Genomic DNA, 15,891 nt, shown 5'->3' on the forward strand with positions numbered 1-15,891 from the left:
GCTTGCCACACGGCGCGAGGGCCTGACGGCCTGACACAACACACGAGCAGTAACCCCTACCCACCCCAACGACTGGAGGAGGAGTTTCCTGAAGGCGGCGTAGCCCGGCACGTGAGTAACCCGCGAGCCCGCTACGCAACGGATTGCATCCGACTTGCGGCTTTAGATAGCGGAAGGCTCATCGGACGGACCTCTGTAATGCGGTACCCAACCCGCGGATATCAGCATGATCCACCGTCGAGATGTACTGCTACGTCGCCCTCAGGAAATTCCAACAATATGAATTCGAGAAACTGAAAAACCGATCCCGATTGACACCGGGAGTCATATCAGCGGGCGGACCACGGTTGCGCCCGCTTTGAGCGCTTGTGCGAACAGTCGGTCGACGTCGTCGCAGTGGATATGCAGCAGCACACTCGGCCGGCTGTCGCCGGTCGGTCCGAGCATGTCGTGCTCGGGATATTCATCGGACAGCATCACGGTCGCGGGACCGATCTTCACTTCGGCATGACCGATGCGGCCGCCTGGCTCGGTCAGGCGAAACTGCTCGACGCCGCCGAATGCCTGCGCGTAGAACTCGATAGCCCGTGCGGCGTTGCGCACGCGCAGATAGGGGTAGACCTCGTGGATCGTGTTCATCGTCACCTCCGGGTGGTGGGTGAATGGGGGTTGCCGGACATAATAGTCTGCCCCGATCCGCTAAGCGGTCGCTTGGCTACCCACGGGATTCCATCGCCTTTTGACCAACGATGAATCGAGGTCGCTAGCGCTGCTCCTTCTGAATCGAGCCGCACCTGAATCGCGTCACATTTGTCACTCCCACCATTCGATGTCCGGCGGCCTAAACTACCCCATCATCAGCAGCGAGCGATGCCCGGTGAGCGAATCGCCTTCCGACCCGAACGCACAGGACATCGCTCTAACCCGGAGGTCACGATGACGACGATCAAGTCACCTGAGAAACGTGGGAAAGATGGACAGCCTGCCATGAAGACACCACCGATTGTGTCGCGGCAAGAGTGGGAGGCCGCGCGCGAGCAGCTGCTCGTCAAGGAGAAAGCCTTGACACGTGCCCGCGACGCGCTGGCCGCTGAGCGACGGCGGATGCCATGGCTTGCCGTGGAAAAAACGTATGCGTTCGACGGGCCGGAAGGCACAGTAAGCCTGCTCGACCTGTTCAGCGGCCGCCGCCAGCTGGTCGTCTATCGCGCCTTTTTCGAGCCCGGCGTGCACGGGTGGCCAGAGCATGCGTGCATTGGCTGTTCCCTGGGGGCCGATCAGGTCTCCCACCTTGCCCATCTGCACGCTCGCGACACTACGCTTGTGTACGCGTCCCGCGCGCCGCAAGCCGATATCGCGCGGCTGAAGATGCGGATGGGCTGGGAGATGATCCCCTGGTACACCATCACCGACAGTTTCGACGCCGACTTCGGCGTGGACGAATGGCACGGCCACAACGCGTTCATCCGGGACGGCGAGCGGGTGTTCCGAACGTACTTCATTAACGGGCGTGGGGACGAGGCGATGGGCACGATCTGGAGCTACCTTGACATGACGGCGCTCGGGCGGCAGGAGACGTGGGAGGATTCGCCGGAGGGCTACCCGCAGAGCCGACCGTACAAATGGTGGAACTGGAACGACACTTACGTCCCCGGCGCTGCTCCCGATCCGAAGTGGGTCGAGGTGTCAGATGCCGGAGAGGCTGCGTTTCGGAAACGCGACGACTAGCGCCTGACGAATCATCGATCGCTGTCGTTTCTCCGAGTGACTCACTTCGAGCGTAGAGCTTCGAGGTGAAATCTGAGTCCAGGTCCCCGGATGCGAGAGAGCAGTATCGCGGTACGTTCGATGTTTGAAATCGCGTCATCCGCCAGCCACGAATCCAGGCGCAGATTACAATGACTGGATCGTTACGGCATCCTATCTGTTCAGCCGCTTCGTTTCCCCGCTTACGAGGGCCACACTCCGATGAACGCATCCGAACGTATCGACGAACTGATCGCAGGACTCACCGACTGGCGCGGCGCGATCTTCGCTCGCATCCGTCAATGCGTGCTCGCGGCGGACCCGGCGATCGTCGAGGAATTCAAGTGGATGGGTAGCCCGGTCTGGTCGCGCGACGGCATGATCGCGGTCGCCAACGCCCACAAGGGCAAGGTCAAGCTAACCTTCGCGCATGGGGCGGGCCTGGCCGACCCGGACGGCTTGTTCAACGCGGGCCTCGAAGGCAACGCGCGGCGCGCTATCGACTTCTTCGAGAGCGACGGGGTCGACGAGCGCGCACTGAAAGCGCTGGTGCGCGCCGCAATCGACTATAACCAGAATCATCTCAAGAAGAACATGCGCGGCGCACTGCCGAAAGCCGGCCGTAAGCGGGCCTCTGGCGACGCCTGAGGCCGGCACAGTCTGCTCGCCAGCCCCGCCGCGAACCCCGGTGAGTCGATACCAGAATTGATATCGATATCGCCAAAAATATAATTGGAAAGATATCGACTCGCTCCGTACACTTCACCATCCCTGGACCCTGAGCGGCAACCTTGCGCCGTAGCGCCGGGCGGGCCGCTTCAGTCAAATTGGCCGGTGAGGGTCCCGGCACATGCATCAAGGACCTAGTATGTCGGAAAAAAAGCGGAAATTGCGCTCGGCCGAGTGGTTCGGCACGGCTGACAAGAACGGCTTCATGTATCGAAGCTGGATGAAGAATCAGGGCATTCCCGATCATGAGTTCGACGGGCGTCCCGTGATCGGTATCTGCAACACGTGGTCCGAGCTGACGCCGTGCAACGCGCACTTTCGCAAGCTCGCCGAGCACGTGAAGCGCGGCGTCTATGAAGCGGGCGGCTTCCCGGTCGAGTTCCCGGTGTTTTCCAACGGCGAATCGAATCTGCGTCCGACCGCGATGCTCACGCGCAATCTCGCGGCGATGGATGTCGAGGAGGCGATCCGCGGCAATCCGATCGACGCCGTCGTGCTGCTGACCGGCTGCGACAAGACGACCCCCGCGCTGCTGATGGGCGCGGCGAGCTGCGACGTGCCGGCGATCGTCGTGACCGGCGGCCCGATGCTGAACGGCAAGCTCGACGGCAAGAACATCGGCTCTGGCACCGCGGTGTGGCAGTTGCACGAATCGCTGAAGGCCGGCGAGATCGATCTGCATCAGTTCCTGTCGGCCGAGGCGGGCATGTCGCGCTCGGCGGGCACCTGCAACACGATGGGCACCGCGTCGACGATGGCCTGCATGGCCGAGGCGCTCGGCACGTCGCTGCCGCACAACGCGGCGATTCCCGCGGTCGACTCGCGCCGCTACGTGCTTGCGCATATGTCGGGAGTCCGGATCGTCGACATGGCGCTCGAAGACCTGAAGCTGTCGAAGATCCTCACGCGCGAAGCGTTCGTCAACGCGATTCGCGTCAATGCGGCGATCGGCGGCTCGACCAACGCGGTGATTCATCTGAAGGCGATCGCGGGGCGCATCGGTATCGATCTCGAACTCGACGACTGGGTGCGCATCGGCCGCGACACGCCGACGATCGTCGACCTGATGCCGTCGGGCCGTTTCCTGATGGAAGAGTTTTATTACGCGGGCGGCCTGCCGGCCGTGCTGCGCCGGCTCGGCGAAGCGAACCTGCTGCCGCATCCGGACGCGTTGACGGTCAACGGCAAGTCGCTGTGGGACAACGTGAAGGATGCACCCAACACCAACGACGAAGTGATCCGTCCGCTCGACAAGCCGCTCGTCGCCGATGGCGGCATCCGCGTGCTGCGCGGCAATCTCGCGCCGCGCGGCGCGGTGCTGAAGCCGTCGGCGGCGACACCCGAGTTGCTCAAGCATCGCGGACGCGCGGTCGTGTTCGAGAACCTGGAGCACTACAAGGCGCGCATCGTCGACGAGACGCTCGACGTCGACGCGAATTCGGTGCTGGTGATGAAGAACTGCGGGCCGAAGGGTTATCCGGGCATGGCCGAAGTCGGCAACATGGGCCTGCCGCCGAAGCTGCTGAGGCAGGGCGTGAAGGACATGGTGCGCATTTCCGATGCGCGCATGAGCGGCACCGCCTACGGCACCGTGGTGCTGCACGTGACGCCGGAAGCGGCGGCCGGCGGCCCGCTCGCCGCGGTGCAGGACGGCGACTGGATCGAGCTCGATTGCGACGCGGGCACGCTGCACCTCGATGTCAGCGACGCGGAACTCGAGCGCCGTCTCGCGCAGCATGTGCCGCCCCCGCCGCCGGAAGGTGGCGGCTACCGGCGCCTGTATATCGATCACGTGCTGCAGGCCGATGAGGGTTGCGACCTCGACTTCCTCGTGGGGTGTCGAGGTTCCGCGGTGCCGCGGCATTCGCACTGACGCGCCGTTGCAACGGCAACGGCTCGGCCCATGACCGTGCGGGCGATGCATTCGTGCATCGCCCGCATTTTTTTGATCTGTCGTCGGCGTTCGCGGCGCAGCTGCCTTGGATGATGCGCCGCTAACGGCTATTGGCCGAGGTTGTCGACCGCGTCGAGCACGAGCCCGAAGAACTCGTTCGCCGCGGCCGGATTCAGCCAGCGCACGACCACCGTCATGCGCCGCTCCGGTTCGACCCACGTGAACGAACTGCCTGCGCCGACACCGAAATAGCTCGACTCCGGCACGTTCGGGAACACCTTGCGCCCGGTGTTGAGCCACACGAGGTAGCCATAGAACGGCGCGATCGCGCACGGCGTGCGCATGCGCGCGATCCATTCGGACGACAGCACGCGCTGGCCGTTCGCGACGCCGTCGTCGAGCAGCATCTGTGCGACCTTCAACTGATCGTTCGCGCTGACCGATATGCCGCCGCCCCAGTGCGTGCCGCCCGGCACCGACTGCATGCGTCGCCCGTCGATTTCGACCCACGCATTATCGTAGCCGACCCATTGCCAGTTTTCGCTCGCGCCCGAAGGCCGCATGATCGCTTCGCGAAACACCTCGGGCAGCGGCTGACGGAACAGATGCAGCAGCGCGAGCGAGAACTGGTTGATGCGGACGTCGTTGTATTCCCAGTACGTGCCCGGCCGTTGCGGCGGACGCAGATCGCCTTTTTTGCCATTGGGCGGCGCGGCGAAATTGACTGCACGGTAGTGATCCGCCTGATCCGACAAACCGAAGTACGTGCCGCGCCATTCGCTCGTTTGCTGCAGCAGATGCGCCCAGCTGATCGGCGCGTTGTGTTCGTCGTCGAAGCCGATGTCGGGTACGCGCACGCGCACCGGTTCGTCGACGTCGGGCAACAGGCCGCGATCGTGAGCGACGCCGGCCAGCAGCGCGAGGTACATCTTCGCGACACTGAAGGTCAGGTCGGCGCGATCCGGTTCGCCCCAGCTCGTCAGCACGCGGCCGTCGACGGCGATCGCGCCCGACACCGGCCCGCGATCATGCACGGGACCGAGCAGCCTGTTCCACGGCGGCGGGTCGTTCACGTGCACACCCCATGCGCCGCCCACATGGCGGTCCCAAAGCGATTCATGATCCACCGCGAACTGCACGGCTTGCTGCAAACGGTCTTGCATGGATAAGGTCCTGTCGGTTCAACGAAGCCCGCGAGGCAGAAACTCAGCGTGCGTGCAGTCGCACGCGTGCCCACATCACGGTGAAAAGGCTGAGCACGGCCGCGAGCATCAGATAAAGTCCGGGCGCGAGATTATTGCCGGTCGCCGCGATCAGCGCGGCAACGGCGAGCGGCGTGAAGCCCCCGAACACGGTGGTGCCGATGTTGTAGCCGAACGCCATGCCGGTCGTGCGCGTGCGGGTCGGGAACAACTCGGACATCAAGGCCGGAATCGGCGCGAAGTAGGTCGCCTTCAGCAACGCGACCCACGTGACCGCGGCAAGCAACGAGCCGAGCGACGGGCGCGCGTTCATCAGCACGAAGGCGGGATACACGGTCGCGAAGAACAGCACGCCGGCGCCGAGCATGATGCGCACGCGGCCCACCTTGTCCGACAGATGACCGACGACCGGCGTGAGCATCATCATGATCAGACCGGCCGCGAGCGTCGCGATGAAGCCCGACGACGGTGCGAGTCCGAGCTGCCGCGCCGCGTAGGTCGGCATGTAGAGCAGCATGTAGTTGGCCGTGGTGGTCAGCACGAGCACGCCGATCGACACGAGCACCCGTTCCTTTTGCGTCGCGAGCAGTTCTCGCACCGGCGCGGCGGATTTTTCCGCGCGCTCGAACTCCGGCGTTTCGTCGATGCGGCGGCGAATGTAGAGCCCGACCGGACCGATCAGCATGCCGAACAGGAACGGAATGCGCCAGCCCCAGCCTTCGAGTTGCGCGGTCGTCAGCGTGCTCGTCAACACCGCGCCGAACAGCGACGCCAGCACCGTGCTCGCGCCCTGGCTCGAGAACTGCCAGCTCGCCATGAAGCCTTTGCGCTCCGGCGCATGTTCGATCAGAAACGCGGTCGAACTGCCGAACTCGCCGCCCGCCGAGAATCCCTGCAACAGCCGCGACGCGAATACGCCGATCGGCGCGAGCACGCCGATCGCCGCATACGACGGCATCAACGCGATCATGCTGGTGCCGAGCGTCATCATCGCAATCGATAGCGTCAACGATGCCTTGCGGCCTTTGCGGTCGCTGAACGAGCCGAGCGCGAGCGCGCCGATCGGTCGCGCGAGATACGACAGCGCGAAGGTGCCGAGCGCGAGCAGCAGCGACACGGTGCGGTCGTGCACCGGAAAAAACGTGCGCGACAGCACGGCCGCGAAGTAGCCGTACACGACCAGATCGTAGAACTCCAGTGCGTTGCCGATCGAGGTCGCGAGAATCAGCCGCGATACGCTCGAGCGCGAAGTGTGCCGCGCGAGCGCGTCGGCGGTGGTGACGGAGTCCATGCTCATGACGAAGTCCTCTGGCGGCATTGGGAGGCGCGCCGGCAGTGTCGCGTGAGCGGCGCGGGCGCGGGATCGAAGCGTGTGACCCGATGTTGGGGTGGACGATATTTATAGACAATTACAATATTTGGCAGATATCGTTGCCGAAACGGCAAAGCGGGATCGAGATGACCCAGCTATTCGATATCGCATGCAGTCTCGAAGGCCTCGCGTTCGATCCGGCGTTCGTCGAATTGCTGACGGGCGCGATCGAGAATCCGGCGTTGCCCGACCGATTTCGCGCCGCAAAAGAAAAAGCGCCCCGTAGGGCGCTTTCCATCGATTCGATCAGGCAGGGAACACAGATGTTCCCCACCGCGAACCGTCTGCTTAGAACTTGTGACGCAGACCGAGACGGAACGCCAGCTGATTGTCGGCGCCGACGCCCGACGTGCTGAAGTAGCTCGAGCTCGAACCGATCTGTGCCTGCAGATCCTGCGTGCCGTTGTGGCCCGACGCGATCTGATAGATGCCCAGCACGTACACGTCCGTGCGCTTCGACAGCGCGTAGTCGCCGCTCAGGTTCACCTGGTTCCAGTGACCGACGTTCGCGCCGCTCAGGTGCATGTACGTGTAGCCCGCGCCTGCCGTGATAGCCGGCGTGATTGCGTACTTCGCGCCTGCTTCGTAGGCGGCGAACGTGGTCGACCCACCCGAGATCGGTGCGAGGCGCGTGTTCGTGTACAGGGCCCACAGCGTCGCCGGGCCGAATGCGTAGCGGCCGCCAACGCCGAACGTGCGCAGATCCTGGATCTGGCCGTTGCCGATCGTCGGGAAGGTGACGTTTGCCAGCGAAGTCGAGAAGGCTGGCGATGCCTGGCCCGGATAACGGATGTCCGTGTACGCCGCGCCGATACCGAACGGGCCGTTCGCGTAGTTCGCGCCGAAGCTGTAAGCGCGCGACGAACCTGCCACCGGGGCAGCGGACGTGCCCGTACCCGGCGTGCCGGCAAAGCCGCCTGCCGTGTTCGAGAAGCCGTACATCGCGCCGAAGGTCAGGCCGGAGAAGTTCGCGCTGCTGAACTTGACCGAGTTGTTGATACGGCTCGACGTGAGCTGGTCGACGTCGTTGATGTGGTAAGCGTAGTTGCCCGCGACGGTCTGGCCGCCGGTCGCGTAGTTGGAGCCGAGGTAGTCGGTCGAGAACGAGTACTGGCGACCGAACGTCAGCGAGCCGACGTTGTTCTGCGACACGCCGACGTACGCCTGGCGCCCGAACATCGCGCCGCCCTGGCCGGCGGTGCCGTTCCCGCTGTTGAAGCCGTTTTCCAACACGAACAGCGCCTTCAGGCCGTTACCGAGGTCTTCCGTGCCACGCAGGCCCCAACGGCTGCCGTTCGCGACGCCGTCGTCGTACTTGGTCAGGCTGCTGTGGCCGGTGGCCGTTTTCGAGTTGTTCACGTAGCTGATACCGGCATCGATCAGGCCGTACAGCGTGACGCTGCTTTGTGCGTGAGCGGCGGAGGCGAAGAAGGCAAACGTAGCGGCGGTCAGGATTTTCTTGTTCAACATACTTCTCCGAGTTAGCAAATTTTGGCGATCGCGACGCGCTGCTCTGCGGCAACGTCGCGCGATGGCCGGCAATTTAAGGGAACGCTGAGTAAGGTATGTGACACTGAAAGATATCTTTCACGGTGTCGTGTCGGCGCGACACTTTGCGTGTGCGCCAGCAGCGGATGTATCGGTGGCGGGGCGGGTCGGTCGACCTTGGAGCGAGGCTGGACGCGTGGCAGCGAATCGCCCGCCTGGCGGCGGGCGATCGGTTATTTCAGCTGGTGCGTGAAAATTCAGTTACATGGCCGGCCGCGACAGCAGCGACGGTCGCAGCGGCTCTGGCGTCAGTTGCTCAGCAACGAGCCGCTGCGGAACGGCGTCTGGCCGGCGATGCGCGCGAATTCGAGGCCGGCCGTCGCGAACCGCGCCAGATGCCGCGCGTACAGCACGCCGGCCACGGAGTTTTTGATCGTGACGACGCGGTCCGTCAACGGATCGACGATATCCGCGATTTCCTGGCCCACGTCCACCCACGTGCCGACCGCGCAGCGGTAGACGAGCACGCCGCTGATCGGCGCGACGAGCGGCTCGGCGCCTGCGAGCGGCGTCGCCGCGAATTCGAGCGCCGGCATCGGCGCCGGCTCGCCGTCGACCACGCCGCGCGAGGTCAGATACTCGATGATCGCCTGCGCGTCTTTTTCCGCGAGTTCGTACGACACATCGCGCTGGCCGCGCAGCTCGATCGTGACCGAGATGCCGCCGTTCGGGATCGGGAAGCGCTCGCCGAAACGGCCGCGCAGATCCGACCAGCAGAAGCTGTGGATCTCGTCGAACGGATTGCCGACCGAATTCAGCGCGAGCAGCGACGCCTTCGCGTCCAGGTAGCGCGCGAGCGGCTCGACTTCGGGCCACAGGTCCGGATTGGTGTACAGGTGCATCGCGGCTTCCCAGTCGCAATGCAGATCGAGCACGACGTCGGCGTCGTACGAGAGCTTTTGCAGCGCGAGGCGTTGCGAGCCGAGTTCGGTGGTCGGCTGCTGCGCGTCGAGCGCTTCGCGCATCGCCGTGCGGATGGCGGCGCGGTTCGCGTCGATGTCGCTGGTCAGACGCGATTCGATGAACGGCTGCACGAGTTCCGCGAGGTCGTAGAAGTTGCGGTTGAAGTTCTGCGCGCTGCCGGTTTCGAAGCGGCCGAGCATCTGGCCGAGCAGATGCTGATTAAGGCCGATCGGATTCGGCACCGGCACGACTACGACTTCGCCACGCAGCTTGCCCGCGGCTTCGAGCGCGGCCAGCTTGCGGCGCAGCGACCACGACACCAGCATCCCGGGCAGTTCGTCCGCATGCAGCGACGACTGGATATAGATTTTCTGGCCGCCGCCGGGGCCGTAGTGGAAACTCGTCAGTTCACGGGCGGTGCCAAGCGACGGGGCAATCAGCGGATGGGTCAGGGTTTGCATGGTTTTGGCTTCGCGGCCCGGTCGGAGCAGCCGCGCTAGGTGGTTGATTGCAAGGGGAAAGATGCGCGCCGGCAGCGCGCGTGGTCCGCATGCGCGGACTGCGGCAACCTGTCTCAGGGGAGCCGCGTCTCGCACGATCTTAGCCGATATGCCACACGATGTGGCTTGATGTGGCTAGATGTGGAGCCGCAAAAACAAAACGGGCTCCGCGTCGCGGAGCCCGTTTCGGACACGCTGCCGGCGCGCCGTACGGCGCGCATGGGCAATTTAGCTGCCGTACACGTCGAAGTCGAAGTACTTCTTCTCGATCTTCTTGTAGGTGCCGTCCTTGATCATGTCGGCGATCGCCTTGTCGACCTTCACCTTCAGATCGGTGTCTTCCTTGCGCATGCCGATGCCGGCGCCATTGCCGAGGATCTTCGGATCGTCGAGGTCCTTGCCGACGAACGCGAAGCCCTTGCCGCGCGGCGTCTTCAGGAAGCCCTGGTCAGCCTGCACCGCGTCTTGCAGCGCTGCGTCCAGACGGCCCGAGATCAGGTCGGCGTAGACCTGGTCCTGGTTCTGATACGCCACGACTTTCGCGCCCGCCGGTTCCCAGTAGGTCTTCGCGTAGGTTTCCTGGATGGTGCCCTGTTCGACGCCCACCGTCTTGCCCTTCAGCGATTCAGCGGTCGGCAGGATGCCCGAGCCCTGCTTCGCGACGAGGCGCGTCGGCGTGTTGAACAGCTTCGACGAGAAAGCGATCTGTTCGGCGCGTTGCGGCGTCATCGACATCGACGACAGCACGCCGTCGAACTTCTTCGCCTTCAGTGCCGGGATCATGCCGTCGAAGTCGTTTTCCACCCACACGCACTTCGCACCGACGCGCTTGCAAATTTCGTTGCCGAGGTCGATATCGAAGCCAACGAGCTTGCCGTCCGCGCCTTTCGACTCGAACGGGGGATAGCTGGCATCAACACCAAAACGGATCGTCGACCAATCTTTAGCGTGTGCGCCAATCGAGACGGTGGCAAGCAGAGCAACCGTCAAAGCCGCTAGCAGTTTTTTCACTGTTTTTACTCCTCGGTGTAGTTCAATTACGCCCTCGGCGGTTGTGCCGCCTCGGGACGCCCGGCGCGACTCGCAAACGGGCTTCTGGTCAGGATGCAAGCCGGGGTGGCCTGCAACGCGCGCCAAGCTTATCAGTTCAAAAATATTGGGAAGCTAGTAAAACACCGGATGGCGCGGGAGGAGGCCCTCTAGAGCAACGCTTGCGCCCCAGCTGGTGTGGCCGGATCGTACACCGTTGGTAGGGTTTGCGTAACGCGGATGCAATGCACGAGCGGTAATCCGAAGGGCCGGCGAGCGTAATCGACTGGGATTTACGCCGGTTTTCTCGCGAGTTCACCGAAAACCGGTTTGAAACGCGAGTTTGAAACGTGGACGGATCGTTAAAGCTCGCGGCTGAATTTGCCGTTAATTAAGAACAGCCTCGAGGCTATTGCCTTGCACGTTATTACCAACACCGATATTTTTGCCCCGCCGTTTCGAACCGGTGCAAAAACAAAGGCTTTGGCGCTATCATCGATGCTCCCTGCGTTGGACGCCGGCCGCCCGCGCAGGCGGGGATCGCTCGGGCGCAGGTCGTTGGACGGCCGTCAAGATTCAAATTCCGCGCGTTTGCGCTCGCTCACATGGCCTTTCTGCTCAACGGTGTTATGCATGCACACGATGTTGTTCACGGCGGATCGAACAGGCTGTCGTAAACAGACTTTTAAGCGACAAATCGCGAGCGCCGGCGTGCGGGCTCGCGCGGCATTATTGCAACGCCGTTTTTTTGACAGTTTTTTGTCGAGCGTTACATCGGGATTTTCATCGATTGGCGCATCCGGATTTTCGTGCGACGTTTTTTCCGAGTTTTTACCCCGCGTGTCGGGCGTTCTGATAGGCGCATTGCTGTGCGCGGGTTTCGGCGCGGCGACGCCCGCAGCGGCCGCCGAGAAAGTGCTGCACGTTCTCGCATGGCCCGGCTATGCGGACCCGGACGTCGTGAAGGCGTTCGAAGCGCGCTACGGCGCGAAGGTCGAGGTCACGCTCGTCGATTCCGATGAGGCGCTGTGGGCGCAGATGCACAGCAAGGGCGCGCCGCCGTTCGACGTACTCGCCGCCAACACCGCCGAAATCCGCCGCTATACGCAGGCGAATCTGCTCGCGCCGCTCGATCTCGCGAGTCTGCCGAATACGAAGAAGCAGTTGCCGCGTTTCCAGGCGCTCGGCTCGATCGACGGCCTGACCTCGGCGGGCAAGGTATACGCGATTCCGTTCACGTATTCGTCGATGGGACTCATCTACGATCGCAAGCAGATTCCGGTTGCGCCGCATTCGATGCTCGAACTGTGGAACCCGCGCTATCGTGGCAAGGTGCTCGACTTCAATAGCGCGCAGCACAACTTCTCGTTCACCGCGCTTGCGCTCGGCTATCCGCATCCGTTTCAACTCGACCCCGCGCAGATGCGCACGATCGCGCACAAGCTCGTCGATCTGCGCCGCAACCTGCTGACCTACTACACGCTGCCCGAAGAGGCGACCGCATTCTTCATCCAGCACAAGGTCGCGTTGATGTTCGGCAACTACGGCACGCAGCAGGTGCAGTTGCTGCGGCGCGCGGGCGCCGACGTCGGCTACGTGATTCCGGACGAAGGCGCGCTCGCGTGGCTCGATTGCTGGTCGATGACGCGCGCGGCGAGCGACCAGCCGCTCGCGCTCGCATGGATCAACTACATGCTCGAGCCGAGCGTGAGCGCGTTGCTGACACAGCGCCAGGGGCTCGCGAACACGCTGACCGAGCCGGCCGAAGGCAGCGCCAACGCGCACATCGTCTGGATCAGTCCGGTGGAAGATATCGAGCGCCGCGAGCAACTGTGGACGCGCATCGTGTCGGGCGACCGTTCGGAGCGCTTCTGATGCTGCATCGCGGCCTGACCTTCAAGCTATCCGTGCTGCTCGCGTGCATCGGCGTGCTGGCGTCGGGCGCGACCGGCTATTACGCGTATCGCGCGAATCGCACGATGCTGGTCAACGAAGCGGAGCACAGCCTGCAGACGTCGACGGAGCTGCTCGGCCAGCGCATCGCGGTATCGATCGACGACGTCGCGGCAGACGCGCTCGTGCTCGCGACGATGCCGTCGTCGGTGAGCGTCGCGCAGACCGATGACGGTATCGGCCCGAACCTCGGCCGCGAGCGGCTCGCGCAGGTGTATTCGAGCTTCATGCTGCACCACCCGGAGTATCTGCAAGTGCGGCTGATCACGCGGCAGCATCACGGTCTCGAACTGATCCGTTTCGATCGCGACAGCGATGGCCTCGTGCGTGTAGAGGGTGACGATTTGCAGGAAAAAGCTCAGTTTCCCTACGTATTCGAAACGCTCGCGTTTTCGCCGGGCCGCATCTACACGTCGCCGATTTCGGTCAATCACGAATCCGGCACGCATGCGGCGCAAGGCAAGCCGACGCTGCGTCTCGGCACGCCGATCGCGGATGCGCGCGGCACGGTGGTCGGCGTCGTCGTAATCGACGTCGATCTGGCCGGCATGCTGCGGCGTTTACAGAGCGATCTGCCGAGCGACTATCAGGTCTATCTGGCGAACGAGTGGGGCGACTTCCTGATCCATCCCGACGGGTCGAAAACCTTCGGCTTCGACCGCGGCCGTCGCGTGCTGATGCAGGACAGCTTTCCGGCCACGAAGCAACTGTTCGAGCAACGCCAAAGCGAGGTGCTCATCAACGGTCTCGCGAGACCCGGCGAGGCGGCCGGCCGTGTGCTCGCGTTCGTGCGGCGGCCGTTCGGCGGTTCCGAGGGCAACCGCTTCATCGTGCTCGGTCTCGCGAAGCCGCTCGAGGACGTGCTGACCGGCGCCAATCAGCTCGGCACGCGGATCATTCGCATGGTGCTGGTGTTCAGCGCATTGTCGGTACTGCTGGCGATCCTGTTCGCGCGAGCGCTGACCAAGCCGCTGCATCTGCTCGCGTATGCGGCGACTCACCTGTTCGCTGACCACGCGATGCACACCTTGCCGCTCAAACGCACCGACGAAATCGGCGTGCTCGCGCGCTGCTTCGAGCGTTTGCGTTGCGAAATCCGCGCGCAGATGGATACGCTGCACAGCAAGCAGAGCGAGCTCGTGCATCTGGCCTCGCACGACGTGCTGACCGGTTTGCCGAACCGCATGCTGTTCATGCAGAAGCTCGAGAACGCGATCGAGGAGGCAAGCTTCCACCGCGAAGGCCTCGCCGTGCTGTTCGTCGACCTCGACCGCTTCAAGCAGATTAACGATCAGTTCGGTCACTCGGTCGGCGACAAGGTGCTGGTCGCGGTCGCACGCCGTCTGAAGGACGTGCTGTATGCCGGGGACGTGGTCGCGCGGCTCGGCGGCGACGAATTCATCGTGCTGATCGAAGGGCAGCGCGCGGCCGAGGTCACGCCAGAAATCGCCGAGCGCATCATGGACGCGCTGAACGAAACGCTGACCGTCGACGGCAATAGCATGACGGTCGGCGCGAGCATCGGCATCGGCGAGTTCCCGCACGACAGCGGCAATGCCGAGGAACTGCTGCTGAACGCCGATGCCGCGATGTATGCGGCGAAATCGGGTGGCCGTTGCGCGTATCTGCGCTATCAGGATCTGCTCGCCATGCGACTCGACGAACAGGCTGGGCAGGCGAGGGCTGCCCAGGCCCAGCTGGCCCAGGCGCACGCCGCGCGCGATGCGACCGAGGGGCGCGAGGCGGAGCCCACCGCGTGACGCGGTTTTACCCGCGCCGCTGAGGGTTTTCTATTGCCACGCCGCGATCGCGCCGCGAATGAGCCGGAGCGTGTGCCGTTGTCGACCTGAGAAGCAGGCGCGCTCAACCAGCCCACTCAAACGATCCGCACCCCTGCGCGATAAGTCGCGCGCGGCACCGGCAGCTTGTCGAGCATCGTCACGCGCACGAGATCCGCGCGCAGGCCGGGCTCGATCGCGCCGCGGTCCGTGAGACCGGCGGTGCGCGCCGGCTCGGCCGAGACCGTTGCCATCGCGCGCGGCAGCGACCAGCCCGCTTTTTCGACGAGATCGAACACCGCGGTCAGCAAGCTCGACGGCACGTAATCCGACGACAGAATGTCGAGCAGGTCCGCGCGCGCGAGTTCCAGCGCCGACACGTTGCCCGAATGCGAGCCACCGCGCACGATGTTCGGCGCGCCCATGATCGTCGCGATGCCATGCTCGCGCGCGGCTTGCGCGGCGATGCGCGTGGTCGGGAATTCGGCGAGCACGATGCCCTCGGCCTTCGCCTGTTCGACGTGCTCGATCAGCGTGTCGTCGTGGCTCGCGACCGGAATGCCGAGCCGCCGGCAACGCGCGACGATCTCGCGGCGGTGCTCATCCGCGTAACGCTCCTGTTCGACCGCGAGTTCGGCGAGCGTGCTCGCGACACGCTCGTCGCTCATCTTGCCGTTGCGCTCCTGGAAGCGGCGCCATTGCTCGGGGTCGTGCCATTGGCGCTGGCCCGGCGTATGGTCCATCACCGACGCGAGCCGCAGCAGCGGATGCGCGCACAGCGAATCGAATACCTCGAGCACGTCGGCGGTCGCGATCTCGCAGCGCAGATGCAGAAAGTGCTCGGCGCGCAGCAGTCGACGCGTGGACAGCCGCAGCAGCGAATCGGCGCATTGCGTTTGCACATCGCGGTTACGCAGCCCAACGCTCGAGCGCGAGCCGATGGCGAGCGCGTCGAATACCGTCGTGATGCCGGCTGCGGCGACCTGCGCGTCGTGAATCACGAAGGCCGCGTCGGTATTCCATTCGACGCCGGGACGCGGCACGAGGTGCTTCTCGAGGTTGTCCGTATGCAGTTCGATCAGACCGGGCAGCAGATAATCGCCGTCCCAGTCTTCGGCGTCGCGCGCCAAACCCGCGCCGCGTTCGACGTCGCGAATCACGCCGTCTTCCACGCGCACGGTGCCAATGAATTCTTCGTCTCGCGTCACGATGCGAGCGTTGCTGATCAACATCGACT

General features: G+C 64.0%; 12 protein-coding genes. 5 read left to right on the plus strand and 7 right to left on the minus strand.

Annotation, left to right across the window (positions count from 1 at the left end):
• Window positions 1–324 precede the first annotated feature (324 nt).
• Window positions 325–639: a VOC family protein gene (locus tag F6X40_RS24860; RefSeq protein ID WP_262421537.1), complete on the minus strand. Its 315-nt coding sequence runs from the start codon at window positions 637–639 to the stop codon at window positions 325–327.
• Between the two features lie 297 nt (window positions 640–936).
• Between F6X40_RS24860 and F6X40_RS24865 the strand changes: the two genes are divergently transcribed.
• From F6X40_RS24865 to F6X40_RS24875, 3 genes are all read left to right on the plus strand, one after another.
• Window positions 937–1,728 (plus strand): DUF899 domain-containing protein, encoded by a 792-nt coding sequence (locus F6X40_RS24865; RefSeq protein ID WP_187629594.1) that lies wholly within the window; start codon window positions 937–939, stop codon window positions 1,726–1,728.
• A gap of 240 nt (window positions 1,729–1,968) precedes the next feature.
• Window positions 1,969–2,394, plus strand: coding sequence for a DUF1801 domain-containing protein (locus tag F6X40_RS24870; protein ID WP_187629595.1), 426 nt, complete (start codon window positions 1,969–1,971; stop codon window positions 2,392–2,394).
• A 220-nt stretch (window positions 2,395–2,614) separates the two neighbouring features.
• Window positions 2,615–4,348, plus strand: a complete 1,734-nt coding sequence (locus F6X40_RS24875) for an IlvD/Edd family dehydratase (RefSeq protein ID WP_187629596.1) — start codon at window positions 2,615–2,617, stop codon at window positions 4,346–4,348.
• Between the two features lie 128 nt (window positions 4,349–4,476).
• Here F6X40_RS24875 and F6X40_RS24880 read toward each other — a convergent pair whose 3' ends face one another.
• The 5 genes from F6X40_RS24880 to F6X40_RS24900 form a co-directional block, all read right to left on the minus strand.
• A complete protein-coding gene (locus tag F6X40_RS24880) occupies window positions 4,477–5,532 on the minus strand; it encodes a serine hydrolase domain-containing protein (protein WP_187629597.1) in 1,056 nt (351 codons plus the stop codon).
• Between the two features lie 43 nt (window positions 5,533–5,575).
• Window positions 5,576–6,868: an MFS transporter gene (locus tag F6X40_RS24885; protein WP_187629598.1), complete on the minus strand. Its 1,293-nt coding sequence runs from the start codon at window positions 6,866–6,868 to the stop codon at window positions 5,576–5,578.
• 363 nt (window positions 6,869–7,231) lie between these two features.
• Window positions 7,232–8,410, minus strand: coding sequence for a porin (locus F6X40_RS24890; protein WP_187629655.1), 1,179 nt, complete (start codon window positions 8,408–8,410; stop codon window positions 7,232–7,234).
• A 329-nt stretch (window positions 8,411–8,739) separates the two neighbouring features.
• On the minus strand, window positions 8,740–9,855 hold the full coding sequence (locus F6X40_RS24895) for a succinylglutamate desuccinylase/aspartoacylase family protein (RefSeq protein ID WP_184073375.1): 1,116 nt from the start codon (window positions 9,853–9,855) through the stop codon (window positions 8,740–8,742).
• 267 nt (window positions 9,856–10,122) lie between these two features.
• Entirely contained in the window at window positions 10,123–10,905 is a 783-nt protein-coding gene (locus tag F6X40_RS24900; RefSeq protein WP_184039263.1) for an ABC transporter substrate-binding protein, read from the minus strand.
• A 651-nt stretch (window positions 10,906–11,556) separates the two neighbouring features.
• Between F6X40_RS24900 and F6X40_RS24905 the strand changes: the two genes are divergently transcribed.
• Together F6X40_RS24905 and F6X40_RS24910 are read left to right on the plus strand one after the other, a co-directional pair.
• Window positions 11,557–12,798: an extracellular solute-binding protein gene (locus F6X40_RS24905; protein ID WP_410452533.1), complete on the plus strand. Its 1,242-nt coding sequence runs from the start codon at window positions 11,557–11,559 to the stop codon at window positions 12,796–12,798.
• Window positions 12,798–14,636 (plus strand): diguanylate cyclase domain-containing protein, encoded by a 1,839-nt coding sequence (locus F6X40_RS24910; protein ID WP_187629599.1) that lies wholly within the window; start codon window positions 12,798–12,800, stop codon window positions 14,634–14,636. Before F6X40_RS24905 ends, F6X40_RS24910 begins: the two co-directional genes overlap by 1 nt.
• Before the next feature lie 116 nt (window positions 14,637–14,752).
• Here F6X40_RS24910 and F6X40_RS24915 read toward each other — a convergent pair whose 3' ends face one another.
• On the minus strand, window positions 14,753–15,886 hold the full coding sequence (locus F6X40_RS24915) for an alpha-D-ribose 1-methylphosphonate 5-triphosphate diphosphatase (protein ID WP_187618100.1): 1,134 nt from the start codon (window positions 15,884–15,886) through the stop codon (window positions 14,753–14,755).
• Window positions 15,887–15,891: the final 5 nt, after the last annotated feature.

It is taken from the genome of Paraburkholderia sp. UCT31, from assembly GCF_014397655.1.
Classification (GTDB): domain Bacteria; phylum Pseudomonadota; class Gammaproteobacteria; order Burkholderiales; family Burkholderiaceae; genus Paraburkholderia; species Paraburkholderia tuberum.

Bases quoted from the DNA above. Each gene is read 5' to 3' on its own strand.
- F6X40_RS24880 (WP_187629597.1), bottom strand. From the start codon at position 5,532: ATGCAAGACCGTTTGCAGCAAGCCGTGCAGTTCGCGGTGGATCATGAA.
- F6X40_RS24870 (WP_187629595.1), top strand. From the start codon at position 1,969: ATGAACGCATCCGAACGTATCGACGAACTGATCGCAGGACTCACCGAC.
- F6X40_RS24915 (WP_187618100.1), bottom strand. From the start codon at position 15,886: ATGTTGATCAGCAACGCTCGCATCGTGACGCGAGACGAAGAATTCATT.
- F6X40_RS24910 (WP_187629599.1), top strand. From the start codon at position 12,798: ATGCTGCATCGCGGCCTGACCTTCAAGCTATCCGTGCTGCTCGCGTGC.
- F6X40_RS24895 (WP_184073375.1), bottom strand. From the start codon at position 9,855: ATGCAAACCCTGACCCATCCGCTGATTGCCCCGTCGCTTGGCACCGCC.
- F6X40_RS24905 (WP_410452533.1), top strand. From the start codon at position 11,557: ATGCACACGATGTTGTTCACGGCGGATCGAACAGGCTGTCGTAAACAG.
- F6X40_RS24885 (WP_187629598.1), bottom strand. From the start codon at position 6,868: ATGAGCATGGACTCCGTCACCACCGCCGACGCGCTCGCGCGGCACACT.
- F6X40_RS24865 (WP_187629594.1), top strand. From the start codon at position 937: ATGACGACGATCAAGTCACCTGAGAAACGTGGGAAAGATGGACAGCCT.
- F6X40_RS24860 (WP_262421537.1), bottom strand. From the start codon at position 639: ATGAACACGATCCACGAGGTCTACCCCTATCTGCGCGTGCGCAACGCC.
- F6X40_RS24875 (WP_187629596.1), top strand. From the start codon at position 2,615: ATGTCGGAAAAAAAGCGGAAATTGCGCTCGGCCGAGTGGTTCGGCACG.